The sequence below is a fragment of the Cellulosimicrobium sp. SH8 genome, from assembly GCF_025818875.1.
Taxonomy (GTDB): domain Bacteria; phylum Actinomycetota; class Actinomycetes; order Actinomycetales; family Cellulomonadaceae; genus Cellulosimicrobium; species Cellulosimicrobium cellulans_D.
The window spans coordinates 264624-277115 of record NZ_JAMXMH010000006.1 but is presented as its reverse complement, the minus strand read 5'-3'; the positions used below and the strand labels follow the sequence as shown (position 1 = coordinate 277115).

The following is a 12492-nucleotide window of genomic DNA, read 5'->3' as shown; positions in this document are numbered from 1 at the left end:
TGGAGGAGGACGCGATGAGCACGGGTGAGGGGAGCGGGCGCGAGCACGACTACGACCTCGTCGTGCGCGGCGAGCGGGTGCTCGTCGCCGGCGGCGAGCACCCGCGCGAGGTCGGGATCAGCGGGGGAGTGGTCCGCGCGATCGAGCCGCTCGGCGTCGGGCTCGACGGCGCGCGCGTCGTCGAGCTGGCACCGCACCAGGTGCTGGTCCCCGGGCTCGTCGACACGCACGTGCACGTGAACGAGCCCGGGCGCACCGAGTGGGAGGGGTTCGCGTCCGCGACGCGGGCCGCCGCCGCGGGCGGGGTGACGACGATCGTCGACATGCCGCTCAACTCCATCCCCCCGACGGTCGACGTCGCGGCTCTGGAGACGAAGCAGAAGGTCGCGCGCGACCAGGCGTTCGTCGACGTCGGGTTCTGGGGCGGTGCCGTGCCCGGCAACGCCGACGAGCTGCGTCCGCTGTGGGACGCCGGCGTGTTCGGCTTCAAGTGCTTCCTGCTGCACTCGGGCGTCGAGGAGTTCGGGTACCTCGAGCCCGACGAGCTGGAGGCGGACCTGCGCGTCCTCGGCGACTTCGACGGGCTGATGCTCGTGCACGCCGAGGACTCGCGCGCCATCGAGCACGCGCCCACGCCGCACGGCGACCACTACGACACGTTCCTCGCGTCACGCCCACGCGGCGCGGAGAACGTCGCGATCGCCGCGGTGATCGAGGCGGCCCGCTGGACGGGCGCGCGCGCCCACGTGCTGCACCTGTCGAGCTCCGACGCGCTGCCCATGATCCGCAGCGCGAAGCGCGAGGGCGTACGGATCACGGTCGAGACCTGCCCGCACTACCTGGCGCTCGCGGCCGAGGAGATCCCGGACGGCGCGACGCAGTTCAAGTGCTGCCCGCCCATCCGGGAGATCGACAACCGCGAGCTGCTCTGGGAAGGGCTGATCGACGGCACGATCGACTGCGTCGTCTCGGACCACTCGCCGAGCACCCTCGACCTCAAGGACCTCGACACGGGCGACTTCGGGACGGCGTGGGGCGGCGTCTCGTCGCTCCAGCTCGGGCTCGCGATCGTGTGGACCGAGGCTCGGACGCGGGGCGTGCCGTTCGCGCGCGTCGTCGAGTGGATGTCGTCGCGCCCGGCCGGCATCGCGGGGCTCCGGCGCAAGGGCTCGATCGCGCTCGGCTTCGACGCGGACCTCGCGATCGTCGAGCCGGACACGGCGTTCGTCGTCGACCCGAGGGCCTTGCACCACAAGAACCCCATCACGCCCTACGCCGACCGCGCGCTCTCGGGCGCCGTCGTCGCGACGTACCTGCGCGGCGAGGAGATCACCTTCGACCGCCCCACGGGTCGCCTCCTCGCGCGCGGCGAGGCCTGAGGGGCCACAGACTCCCGTGCCCGGCCGCGGGGGCCGGGCACGGGAACCACCCGATCCCCGTACGACGAGGGCGGCACCGCTGGTGGGTGCCGCCCCGTCGTCGCGCGGGAGTCGGTCAGGACTCCGCGAGGAGCTCGTCGAGCTGCTCGTAGCCCTCGCGGACGCCGACCTCCATGCCGCTCGCGACGAAGCCGTCACGGCCCTCGATCGAGTCGACGAGCGACGTCGCGGTGAGCCGGCTGCGGCCGTCGGGCAGGTCCTCGAACACGAGGCGGTCGAGCGAGACGCCGTCGGGGAAGCCCTCGTACGTGAAGGTCTGGACGATGAGCTCGTCCGGGCGCACCTCGTGGACGCTGCCGAAGAACGCGTACTCGTTGCCGTCGGGGTCGACCTGGACGTAGCGGTAGGCGCCGCCCGTGCGCACGTCCCAGTGCTCGTTGCGCTGGGTGAGGTAGCGCGGGCCGTTCCAGCGCGCGAACAGCTCCGGGTCGAGGTGCGCGCGGAAGACCTTCGCCGCGGGTGCGTCGAACTCGCGCACGATGCGGACGATCGGGAGGTCCTTCGGGACGACGATCTCGGTCTCGTGGGTGCCGGTGGTGGTCATGGTGCTGCTCCTGTCGTCGGGTCGTTCTCGGGTGCGGCCGCCGGGTCGGGCAGGTCGCGCAGGACGTCGTCGAGGCGGCGGTAGCGGTCCTCCGCCTCGCGCCGGTAGCGCTCGATCCACTTCGTCATGAGGTCGAAGACCTCCGCCTCGAGGTGCACGGGGGCGCGTCGGGCGTCCGTCGTGCGGGTCACCAGGCCGGAGTCCTCGAGCACGCGCAGGTGCTTGGACACCGCCTGGACGGACATGTCGTACGGCCGGGCGAGCTCGCCCACGCTGGCGTCGCCCGACGCGAGCCGGGCCACCATGTCACGGCGCGTGGGGTCGGCCAGCGCCGAGAACACGCGGGAGAGCGGGTCGGCCGTCACCGGACCTCCTCGTCAGGCGCCGCACGCGGCGCCAATAGTCAACTGTTCGGTTGACTATGACGCTACGCCGCCGTCCGGTCGTCGTCAACCCTGTGGTTGATAAATAGTCAGGTCCGTCGTGCGCGCTCGAAGTCGTCGAGCGAGACCCGGCGCTCGACGGCGTGGTCCACGATCCGCTCGGGGTAGCCGGCCGGTTGCTCCCGCAGCTTCCATGGCTCGTGGACTGCCCGGCCCTCGACGCCGCGGAGCTCCGGAACCCAGCGGCGCACGTAGCTTCCGTCGGGGTCGAACTTCTTGCCCTGGGTGACCGGGTTGAAGATGCGGAAGTACGGCGCGGCGTCCCGGCCCGTCCCGGCCACCCACTGCCAGTTGAGCTGGTTCTGCGAGACGTCGCCGTCCGCCAGGTGCGCCAGGAAGTGCACCGCGCCGCGCTGCCACCGCACGTGCAGGTCCTTGACGAGGAACGACGCGACGACCATCCGTACGCGGTTGTGCATCCACCCCTCGCCGAGGAGCTGGCGCATGCCGGCGTCGACGAGCGGGTAGCCGGTGCGCCCGGCCGCCCAGGCCGCGAGGTACCGGTCCTCGTCCGCGCCGGTCGCCCACGCGTCGTCGGGCACGACCGTGCGCAGCGACCGCCGCGCCGCACCCGGGTGATGGAACAGGACGTCCGCGTGGAACTCGCGCCACGCGAGCTCGGACCGGTAGGCGAGCGCGTCGTCGGACGGCGCGAGCCCGTCGCGCAGGGCGCTCCGCACGTCGGCGAGGAGGGTCCGCGGGTGGAGCTCGCCCCACTTGAGCGGCACCGACATGCCCGACGTCGCGGCCCGGTCCGGGCGGTCGCGCTCGGTCGCGTAGCCCGCGAGGTGGTCGGCGAGAAACGCGCGCCACCGGCGGCGCGCGGCTGCTTCGCCCGCACCAGGGAGCCGGGCGTCGGTCCCCGGGTCGTCCGGGACCCCGTCGGACCGCACGTCCGCCCACGGCACGTCGCGCGGGCGCGGCGCCGGGTCGCGCCAGCCGTGCGCCACCCACGCCTCGCGGAACGGCGTGAAGACCTGGAAGGGCGTCCCGGTGCGGGTGAGCACGCGTCCGGGCGCGACGGCGTACGGCGAGCCGGTGCGCACGAGGCGTGCGCCACCGTCGGTCAACGCCTGCGCGACCGCCTCGTCCCGCGCGACGCCGTACGGCTCGTACGACCCCGCGACGTGCACCTCCTCGGCGCCCACCTCGCGCGCGAGCCCGGGCACGACGGTGCGCGGGTCCCCGTGGTGCACCACGAGCCGTCCGTCCGTCGCGGCGTCGAGCGCGGCGAGGCTGCGCGCGAGATAGGCCCGGCGCGGGTCGCCCGCCGCTCCCCAGAGGCGCGGGTCGAGCACGTAGAGCGCGACGACGTCGTCGTCGGCCTCCCGGGCCGCCTCCACGGCCGCGACGAGGGCCGGGTTGTCGGCGAGGCGCAGGTCGCGGCGGCACCACCAGATCGTCGGCACCCGGTCACGCTAACGGTCGCCCGCCGCGCACGCCGGTGGGAGCATCGCAGGATGGACGGTGACGACCCGCAGGGGCAGGACGACGCCCGGCGCCGCGCGCTCGGCCGCGAGGCGCGCACCGAGCCGGACCCGGGCGCACCACCCTTCGGCTCGGGCACCGCGGCGGGCGTCGGCGCGGCCGAGGGGCCGGCGGCAGGGGTGATCGAGGGAGACCACGCGTTCTTCGGGCACCCGCGCGGTCTGCTGACGCTCTTCACCACGGAGCTGTGGGAGCGGTTCAGCTACTACGGGATGCGCGCGATCCTGCTGTTCTACCTCACGGACACCGTGGCGAACGGCGGTCTCGGCATCGGGGAGACGACCGGGCTCGCGCTCGTCTCGATCTACGGCACGAGCGTCTACCTGCTCTCGGTCGTGGGCGGCTGGCTCGCGGACCGCGTGATCGGGTCCCGGCGCTCGGTCCTCTACGGCGGGATCATCATCGCGGCCGGGCACGTGAGCCTGACGGTCCCCGGCACGGGCTTCTCGATGGCCGGCATCGCGATGGTCGCGCTCGGGACGGGCCTGCTCAAGCCCAACGTCTCGTCGATGGTCGGCGAGCTCTACGCGCGCGACGACCCGCGCCGCGACTCGGGCTTCTCCATCTTCTACATGGGCATCAACCTCGGGTCGTTCGTCGCGCCGTTCCTCGTGGGGGCCGCGCGCGCCTGGGGCGGGTACCACGCGGGCTTCGCCGTCGCGGCGGTCGGCATGGCCGTCGCGCTCGTGTTCTTCGTCGCCGGCCGCCGCTACCTCGGCGAGGCGGGCGCGCACGTGCCCAACCCCGTGCGCCCCGAGGAGCGGGCGAAGATCGCGCGCATCTTCCTGCTCATCGCCGCGGGCGTCGTGCTGGTCGGGCTGATCGCCGTGCTCGTCGCCGGTGGGTTCGACATCTCGACCTTCATCGACACGATGTCCTACCTGGCGTTCCTCGCGCCGATCGCGTACTTCGTCGTCATGTACCGCTCGCCGCGCGTCACCGACGCCGAGCGGCCCCGCGTCATCGCGTACATCCCGCTGTTCGTCGCGGCGATGCTCTTCTGGATGATCTTCGAGCAGGCGGCGACGACGCTCTCCGCGTTCGCGAAGAACCGGACCGACCTCACCTTCTTCGGGGTCGGCATCAGCCCCGAGTTCTTCCAGTCGGTCAACCCGCTGTCGATCATCGTCCTCGCGCCGGTGTTCGCGTGGATCTGGCTCAAGACCGGCGACCGCCCGACGACGGCCAACAAGTTCGCGATCGGCCTCACGCTCGCGTCGGTGTCGTTCCTCTTCCTCGCCGCCGCGTCCGCGGTCGTCGGCGACGGCAAGGCGCCGTCGTGGGTGCTCGTGCTCGTGTACGTGATCCAGACCCTCGGCGAGCTGTGCCTGTCGCCTGTCGGGCTCGCGGCGACGACGCTGCTCGCGCCCAAGGCGTTCCGCTCCCAGGCGATGGCGCTGTGGTTCCTCGCGCCCGCCGCGGGGCAGGCCATCACGGCGCAGGTCGTCCAGGTCACCGAGGGGGCGTCGGACACCGCGTACTTCGGCGTCATCGGCGCCGTGACGCTCGTGTTCGCGCTCGCCCTGTTCGCCCTCGCCCCGTGGGTCACGCGGCACATCCGCCACGCCGACGAGCTCGAGGGGGCGCACACGGCCGGGGCGTGACGGGCCGATGCCCGCGTGCGTGACCGTGACCGTGGCCGCGCGAGGTCGCGCCGTTGCGACCTCGCGCGGGTACCTGCCGGGTGCGCTGCCGTCAGCGCAGCCAGGGCGCCCGGCGGACGAGGGGCAGCGCGGCCCAGCGCCGTCCCAGCCCCCAGGTGTCGCCCGCGAGCGTCGTCGCGAGGACGACGAGGAGCAGCACCACGAGGACGTGCTGGTCGACGACCGGGTTGTTCGACCCCGCCGCGAAGGGCCACTGCGACAGCCAGAGCATGCCGAACAGCAGCGCACCGCTCACCGCGGCCACGCGCAGGCCGATCCCGAGCAGGAGGGCGAGGCCGACGCCGAGCAGCCCCAGCATGAAGAGCCAGTCCGTGACCGGACCGGCCATCGCGGTGAACGTGCCCGCGAGCGGGCCCTGGACCCCGTGCTCGAGGTAGCCCTGGGCCGGGGCGGCACCCGCGAGCCACGCGCGCTCGCGCGGCGTCGCGTACCCGAGGCCGAGGAGCTTGTCGGCGAACGGCCAGAGGAAGACGACCGCGCCCCCGAGCCGGGCGAGCGCGAGGGCGTGCCGGGCCGACGAGCGGGTGACGACGTCGTCCTGGGTGAGGGGACCGGTCGTCGGGGTGACGGCGTCGGGCTCGGTCTTCGCGCTGCCGGGCGGTGAGGTCGTGCGCGTGGTGGACGTGGACATGAGGTGCCCCCTCGGGAGAGAGATCCGCGGATCTTCGGGTCGGTGCCGGGTTCGACCTGCCGTGCCGGGGCGGCCGTGAGGTCACCGCGGCGCCGGACGGTCTCCGGCCGTGACGTGCCCGTCTACGGTGGCAGGGGTAGGCGTGGCGGTTCAACCCTTACGTAACGTTTAGGTGGACATCCCTCGGTGGGGAGGGGGTCCAGGTACGTAGTCCGACGACCACGAGACGGACGCCCGGTTCGTCCGGTCGCCGTCGGGCGTAATGTGACCCAGCGGCCGGAGGATCGGCCGCGGCCACCCGTCGAAGGAGCTAACCGACATGAGCCGCCCCCTGCGCTCCCGGACATCCACCCACGGCCGCAACATGGCCGGCGCCCGCGCCCTCTGGCGCGCGACCGGCATGGGCTCGGAGGACTTCGGCAAGCCGATCATCGCGATCGCGAACTCGTACACGCAGTTCGTACCCGGCCACGTCCACCTCAAGGACATGGGCGACCTCGTCGCGTCGGCGATCCGTGAGGCCGGCGGCGTCTCCAAGGAGTTCAACACGATCGCCGTCGACGACGGCATCGCGATGGGTCACGGCGGCATGCTCTACTCGCTGCCGAGCCGCGACCTCATCGCCGACTCGGTCGAGTACATGGTCAACGCGCACTGCGCCGACGCGCTCGTGTGCATCTCGAACTGCGACAAGATCACGCCCGGCATGCTCAACGCCGCGCTGCGGCTCAACATCCCGGTGATCTTCGTGTCGGGCGGTCCCATGGAGGCCGGCAAGGCGGTCGTCGCCGACGGCGTCGCCAAGACCCCCCTCAACCTCGTCAACGCGATCAACTACTCGGCGGACGACGACGTGTCCGACGCCGCGCTCGCGCAGGTCGAGGAGAACGCGTGCCCCACGTGCGGCTCGTGCTCGGGCATGTTCACGGCGAACTCGATGAACTGCCTCACCGAGGCGCTCGGCCTGTCGCTCCCCGGCAACGGCTCGACCCTCGCGACGCACGCCGCGCGCAAGGAGCTGTTCCTCGAGGCCGGCCGCACGATCGTCGACCTCGCCAAGCGCTACTACGAGGACGAGGACGACTCCGTCGCGCCGCGCTCGATCGCGACCAAGGCCGCGTTCTCGAACGCCATGGCGCTCGACGTCGCGATGGGCGGCTCGACGAACACGGTGCTGCACATCCTCGCCGCCGCGCAGGAGGGTGAGGTCGACTTCGACCTCACCGACATCGAGCGGATCAGCCGCCAGGTGCCGTGCCTGTCCAAGGTCGCGCCGAACCACCCGAACTTCCACATGGAGGACGTGCACCGCGCCGGCGGCATCCCCGCCCTGCTCGGCGAGCTCGACCGCGCGGGCCTGCTCGACCACGACGTCACGAGCGTCCACACCCCGACGCTGCGGGAGTGGCTCGACGACTGGGACGTCCGCGGTGGCACGGCGACCGAGCGGGCGATCGAGCTGTTCCACGCGGCGCCCGGGGGAGTGCGCACCACGCAGGCGTTCTCGACGTCGAACCGCTGGGAGTCGCTCGACACGGACGCCGCGAACGGCTGCATCCGCGACCTCGAGCACGCGTACACCGTCGAGGGCGGGCTCGCCGTGCTGCGCGGCAACCTCGCCGAGGACGGCGCCGTGTTCAAGACCGCCGGGGTCGACCCCGACGTCTTCCACTTCGTCGGCAAGGCCCTCGTCTGCGAGTCGCAGGACGAGGCGGTCGAGAAGATCCTCACCAAGCAGGTCGAGCCGGGGCACGTCGTCGTCGTGCGCTACGAGGGCCCCGCGGGCGGCCCGGGCATGCAGGAGATGCTGTACCCGACGTCGTTCATCAAGGGCCGCGGGCTGGGCAAGGTGACCGCGCTCATCACCGACGGCCGGTTCTCCGGCGGTTCGTCGGGCATCTCCGTCGGGCACGTCTCGCCCGAGGCCGCCGCGGGCGGCGTGATCGGCCTCGTCGAGGACGGCGACGAGATCGAGATCGACGTCGACACGCGCCTCATCCGCCTCAACGTCCCGGACGACGTGCTCGCCGAGCGCCGCGCCAAGATGGAGGCGCGCGAGAACCCGTGGCAGCCGGTCGACCGCGACCGCTACGTCTCGCCCGCGCTCCAGGCCTACGCCGCCATGGCGACGTCCGCCGACCGCGGCGCCGTGCGCGACGTGTCGCTCATCAAGCGCAGCCGCTGACCCGGCCGACGACGGGCCCGCACCTCGTGAGGTGCGGGCCCGTCGTCGTGCCAGGGACGTGCGTCCGCGGGGGGCGTCAGCACTCCTCCTCGGACTGCTCCGTGACGACCCACCGCGTCCCTGCCGGCGCCATGACGGCGCTGCCGCAGTCGCCGCCGCCGTAGACGACGGACAGCACCGTCGCATCGGCGCGCTCCTCGCGGACCGCGATCTCGACGTCCGGGACGTCGCCGACGGCCGCGTACAGCCCGGCGGTCGTCGTGGTCATCGACGCGCAGTCCGTGATGCCCGGCCACCCCTGCGACGTCATCTCGGCGACCATCCGCTCGACGAGCTCCGGGGCGAGGTAGCCGCAGGCGACGTCGACGTCCGGGACTCGGCTCGCGGCGAGCCAGGCACGGAACGACTCCTCGGGCGTCTCGCTGCGCTCCTCCGCGGGCTGCTCCTCGGGTGCGGTCCCGGTCTCGTCGTCGGTCGCAACGTCGTCGGGGGTCGCGGTCGGGGAGCTCGACGGCGAGGCCGACACCGGCGACGTCGCGTCACCCGGGTCTGCGCCCGACGGCCCCGGCGAGGTGCACGCGGTGGTCACGACCAGGGCGAGGGCGGAGACGAGGGCAGCGGGGGCGAGGGATCGTGTGCGCACGGGCCCATGATGCCGTGCGGTCCCCGGCCGGGTCGGCGTGTCTCGGGACGTCCGGCGCGCCGTCCGGCGAGGGCGTTCCTAGAGTGGGGGCATGACTGGGCAGACCCCGCGCACCGACGCCGGACCCGACCTCAAGCCTCGTTCCCGCCAGGTCACCGACGGTCTGGAGGCGACCGCGTCGCGCGGGATGCTGCGCGCCGTCGGGATGGGCGACGAGGACTTCGCCAAGCCGCAGATCGGCATCGCGAGCTCGTGGAACGAGATCACGCCGTGCAACCTGTCGCTCGACCGGCTCGCGCAGGGCGCCAAGGAGGGCGTGCACGCGGGCGGCGGCTATCCGCTCCAGTTCGGGACGATCTCCGTCTCCGACGGCATCTCGATGGGCCACGAGGGGATGCACTTCTCGCTCGTGAGCCGCGACATCATCGCGGACTCGGTCGAGACGGTCGTGCAGGCGGAGCGCCTCGACGGGACGGTCCTGCTCGCCGGGTGCGACAAGTCCCTCCCGGGGATGCTCATGGCGGCCGCGCGGCTGGACCTCGCGAGCGTGTTCCTCTACGCCGGGTCGATCATGCCGGGCTGGGTCAAGCTCTCCGACGGCACGGAGAAGGACGTCACGCTCATCGACGCGTTCGAGGCCGTCGGCGCGTGCGCGCGCGGGCTCATGAGCCGCGAGGACGTGGACCGCATCGAGCGCGCGATCTGCCCCGGCGAGGGCGCGTGCGGCGGCATGTACACGGCGAACACGATGGCGTCGGTCGCCGAGGCGATGGGCATGTCGCTGCCCGGCTCGGCGGCGCCGCCGTCGGCGGACCGGCGCCGCGACGCGTTCGCGCACCGCTCGGGCGAGGCCGTCGTCAACCTGCTCCGGCTCGGCATCACGGCGCGCGACATCATGACCAAGGAGGCGTTCGAGAACGCGGTCGCCGTCGTCATGGCGTTCGGCGGGTCGACCAACGCGGTGCTGCACCTGCTCGCCATCGCGCACGAGGCCGAGGTGGACCTCACGCTCGCCGACTTCGACCGGGTCGCGAGCCGGGTGCCGCACCTCGGCGACCTCAAGCCGTTCGGCCGGTACGTGATGAACGACGTCGACCGCATCGGCGGCGTGCCCGTCGTCATGAAGGCCCTGCTCGATGCCGGGCTGCTGCACGGCGACGCGCTCACCGTCACGGGGCGCACCGTGGCGGAGAACCTCGCCGACATCGACCCGCCGGACCCGGACGGCAAGATCCTGCGCGCGCTGGACAACCCCATCCACCACACGGGCGGCATCACGATCCTGCACGGGTCGCTCGCCCCGGAGGGCGCCGTCGTGAAGTCCGCCGGGTTCGACGAGGACGTGTTCGAGGGGACGGCCCGGGTCTTCGAGCGCGAGCGCGCGGCGCTCGACGCCCTGGAGGACGGGACGATCACGGACGGCGACGTCGTCGTCATCCGCTACGAGGGTCCCAAGGGCGGGCCGGGGATGCGCGAGATGCTCGCGATCACGGGCGCGATCAAGGGCGCAGGCCTCGGCAAGACCGTCCTGCTGCTCACCGACGGGCGTTTCTCCGGCGGGACGACCGGCCTGTGCGTCGGGCACGTCGCGCCCGAGGCGGTCGACGGCGGTCCCATCGCGTTCGTGCGCGACGGCGACCCGATCCGGCTCGACGTCGCGAACAAGACCCTCGACCTGCTCGTCGACGCCGACACGCTCGCCGCACGCCGCGACGGGTGGGCGCCGCTGCCGCCGACGTTCACGCGCGGCGTGCTCGCCAAGTACGCCAAGCTCGTCCAGTCCGCGTCACGCGGCGCGATCCTCGAGTAGGGCGCGAGCCGCGCGTGCGTCGGACGCGGGCACTAGCGTGGTGTCGCACCTCGACGCAGCGACGCCCACCCGGAGGACCGCCATGACCGAGACCGCGGACGACCGCATCACCGCACGGCAGTTCCACGACAGCGACGGCGTCGAGGACTGGCGGTTCATCCTCGGGACGGTGCAGACGCTGTTCCGCACCGGGTCGTTCACCGCGGGGGTGGAGCTGGTCGACGCGATCGGCGAGCTCGCCGAGGCGGCGAACCACCACCCCGACGTGGACCTGCGCCACGGGACCGTGACGGTCCGGCTGTCCTCGCACGACGTCGGGGGCGTCAGCACGCGCGACGTGGCGCTCGCGCGGCAGGTCTCCGCCGCGGCGCGCGAGCTCGACCTGGTCGCGGACCCGACGGCGGTCCAGGACCTCGAGATCGCGATCGACACGCTCGTCGGCTCGGCGGTCCAGCCGTTCTGGCGCGCGGTCCTCGGGTTCGACGAGGGCTCCCCGGAGCTGCCCGCGCCCGACCTCCACGACCCGACGTCCCACGCCCCCGCGTTCTGGTTCCAGCAGATGGACGCACCGCGCGAGCAGCGCAACCGGATCCACGTGGACGTCACCGTGCCGCATGACGTCGCCGAGGCGCGGGTCACCGCGGCCATCGCCGCGGGCGGGCACCTCGTCTCCGACCGGCGCGCGCCGGCCTTCTGGGTCCTCGCCGACGCCGAGGGCAACGAGGCGTGCGTCTGCACGTGGCAGGCGCGCGACTGACCTCTACCTGGGCACCCGGGTGAGACGGGTGCGGGCGGTGTGCTCGTGGCCTGCGACGCTGGTCCCATGACAGCCCGCACCGCGAGGACTCCGCGTCGTCGTCACCCGCTCGCGCCGTCGGTCGTGCCCGTGCTCGTCGCCGCTGCCTGCGTCGTCGCGCTCGGAGCGTGCTCGGCCGCCACCGAACCGGGGCCTGGGCCGACGACGTCGACCGCCGCGCCGAGCCCGTCTGCCACCGAGGACGCGACGGACGTGACCGACGAGCCGTCGGCGGACCCGACCGACGAGGCCGTGGACCCGCTCGCCGACCGACCGACCGAGCCGCCGGCGCAGTCGGTCGACGCCGGCACGGTCGCGGCCGGTGCACCCGCCGTCGCGAGCGGTGCGGGCAGCGCGGCGGTGTCGTTCGTGCGCGACGGCGACTTCGCCGTCGTCGTGCACCTCGACTGCGGCGAGTGCGCCGACACCCGGGCGTTCATGGCGCCCACGGGCGTCACCCCGTACCCGGGCACCCTCGGCGAGGCGACCGGCTCGTACCTCATGGACGTGTTCGAGGACTCCGCGCCGCAGCAGTCGATCTGGCTCGAGACGCCCGGGGAGTGGTCGGTGCGGTTCGAGAGCTGGAACGACCTCCCGCCCGTCACCGGAGCCCAGTCGGGCACGGGGTCGACCGTCCTGCGGCTGGACGGCTCCGCGTCGAGCTCGCAGGTGTCGTGGACTCCGGCCGGGCCGGGGGACTCCTTCCAGGGCCGGTACTTCGGCGTCACGCGCGAGGCGTCGCGCGTGTTCGGCGACACCGAGGCGTTCACCGAGACGTTCGACCTCGTGCTTCCCGGCGTCCTGGCCGTGAAGACCGCGGGCGCGTGGAGCGTGACTCCGCAGGGCTGA

General features: G+C 73.1%; 11 protein-coding genes. 6 read left to right on the top strand and 5 right to left on the bottom strand.

Annotation, left to right across the window (positions count from 1 at the left end; translation table 11 throughout):
• Nucleotides 1-14: 14 nt before the first annotated feature.
• Nucleotides 15-1379: an allantoinase AllB gene (gene allB / locus NF338_RS10780; protein WP_264030762.1), complete on the top strand. Its 1365-nt coding sequence runs from the start codon at nt 15-17 to the stop codon at nt 1377-1379.
• Between the two features lie 115 nt (nt 1380-1494).
• On the opposite strand, the gene NF338_RS10775 is transcribed toward allB, so the two are convergent.
• From NF338_RS10775 to NF338_RS10765, 3 genes are all read right to left on the bottom strand, one after another.
• Entirely contained in the window at nt 1495-1983 is a 489-nt protein-coding gene (locus tag NF338_RS10775; protein WP_264030761.1) for an SRPBCC family protein, read from the bottom strand.
• Nucleotides 1980-2348, bottom strand: a complete 369-nt coding sequence (locus NF338_RS10770; RefSeq protein WP_047232516.1) for an ArsR/SmtB family transcription factor — start codon at nt 2346-2348, stop codon at nt 1980-1982. The genes NF338_RS10775 and NF338_RS10770 overlap by 4 nt, the downstream gene beginning before the upstream one ends.
• Before the next feature lie 107 nt (nt 2349-2455).
• A complete protein-coding gene (locus NF338_RS10765; RefSeq protein WP_264030760.1) occupies nt 2456-3835 on the bottom strand; it encodes a cryptochrome/photolyase family protein in 1380 nt (459 codons plus the stop codon).
• A 51-nt stretch (nt 3836-3886) separates the two neighbouring features.
• On the opposite strand from NF338_RS10765, the gene NF338_RS10760 reads away from it, so the two are divergent.
• Nucleotides 3887-5518: a peptide MFS transporter gene (locus tag NF338_RS10760; RefSeq protein ID WP_264030759.1), complete on the top strand. Its 1632-nt coding sequence runs from the start codon at nt 3887-3889 to the stop codon at nt 5516-5518.
• Nucleotides 5519-5609: 91 nt separating this feature from the next.
• Here NF338_RS10760 and NF338_RS10755 read toward each other — a convergent pair whose 3' ends face one another.
• Nucleotides 5610-6209 (bottom strand): DoxX family protein, encoded by a 600-nt coding sequence (locus NF338_RS10755; protein WP_264030758.1) that lies wholly within the window; start codon nt 6207-6209, stop codon nt 5610-5612.
• A gap of 319 nt (nt 6210-6528) precedes the next feature.
• On the opposite strand from NF338_RS10755, the gene ilvD (NF338_RS10750) reads away from it, so the two are divergent.
• Complete coding sequence (gene ilvD / locus NF338_RS10750; protein WP_264030757.1) at nt 6529-8394, top strand: dihydroxy-acid dehydratase; 1866 nt, start codon at nt 6529-6531, stop codon at nt 8392-8394.
• A 76-nt stretch (nt 8395-8470) separates the two neighbouring features.
• On the opposite strand, the gene NF338_RS10745 is transcribed toward ilvD (NF338_RS10750), so the two are convergent.
• The gene (locus tag NF338_RS10745) at nt 8471-9037 is read right to left on the bottom strand and encodes a hypothetical protein (RefSeq protein ID WP_264030756.1); all 567 of its coding nucleotides are present in this window, start codon (nt 9035-9037) and stop codon (nt 8471-8473) included.
• Between the two features lie 91 nt (nt 9038-9128).
• On the opposite strand from NF338_RS10745, the gene ilvD (NF338_RS10740) reads away from it, so the two are divergent.
• The 3 genes from ilvD (NF338_RS10740) to NF338_RS10730 all read left to right on the top strand — a co-directional run bounded on the left by ilvD (NF338_RS10740) (nt 9129) and on the right by NF338_RS10730 (nt 12492).
• A complete protein-coding gene (gene ilvD / locus NF338_RS10740; RefSeq protein WP_264030755.1) occupies nt 9129-10847 on the top strand; it encodes a dihydroxy-acid dehydratase in 1719 nt (572 codons plus the stop codon).
• An 82-nt stretch (nt 10848-10929) separates the two neighbouring features.
• On the top strand, nt 10930-11604 hold the full coding sequence (locus NF338_RS10735; protein ID WP_264030754.1) for a VOC family protein: 675 nt from the start codon (nt 10930-10932) through the stop codon (nt 11602-11604).
• Between the two features lie 66 nt (nt 11605-11670).
• Complete coding sequence (locus NF338_RS10730) at nt 11671-12492, top strand: hypothetical protein (RefSeq protein WP_264030753.1); 822 nt, start codon at nt 11671-11673, stop codon at nt 12490-12492.

What these genes read in the sequence shown, in the direction of transcription:
- NF338_RS10760 (WP_264030759.1), top strand. Translation starts at nt 3,887, where the DNA reads ATGGACGGTGACGACCCGCAGGGGCAGGACGACGCCCGGCGCCGCGCG.
- allB (WP_264030762.1), top strand. Translation starts at nt 15, where the DNA reads ATGAGCACGGGTGAGGGGAGCGGGCGCGAGCACGACTACGACCTCGTC.
- NF338_RS10735 (WP_264030754.1), top strand. Translation starts at nt 10,930, where the DNA reads ATGACCGAGACCGCGGACGACCGCATCACCGCACGGCAGTTCCACGAC.
- ilvD (WP_264030757.1), top strand. Translation starts at nt 6,529, where the DNA reads ATGAGCCGCCCCCTGCGCTCCCGGACATCCACCCACGGCCGCAACATG.
- NF338_RS10775 (WP_264030761.1), bottom strand. Translation starts at nt 1,983, where the DNA reads ATGACCACCACCGGCACCCACGAGACCGAGATCGTCGTCCCGAAGGAC.
- ilvD (WP_264030755.1), top strand. Translation starts at nt 9,129, where the DNA reads ATGACTGGGCAGACCCCGCGCACCGACGCCGGACCCGACCTCAAGCCT.
- NF338_RS10730 (WP_264030753.1), top strand. Translation starts at nt 11,671, where the DNA reads ATGACAGCCCGCACCGCGAGGACTCCGCGTCGTCGTCACCCGCTCGCG.
- NF338_RS10755 (WP_264030758.1), bottom strand. Translation starts at nt 6,209, where the DNA reads ATGTCCACGTCCACCACGCGCACGACCTCACCGCCCGGCAGCGCGAAG.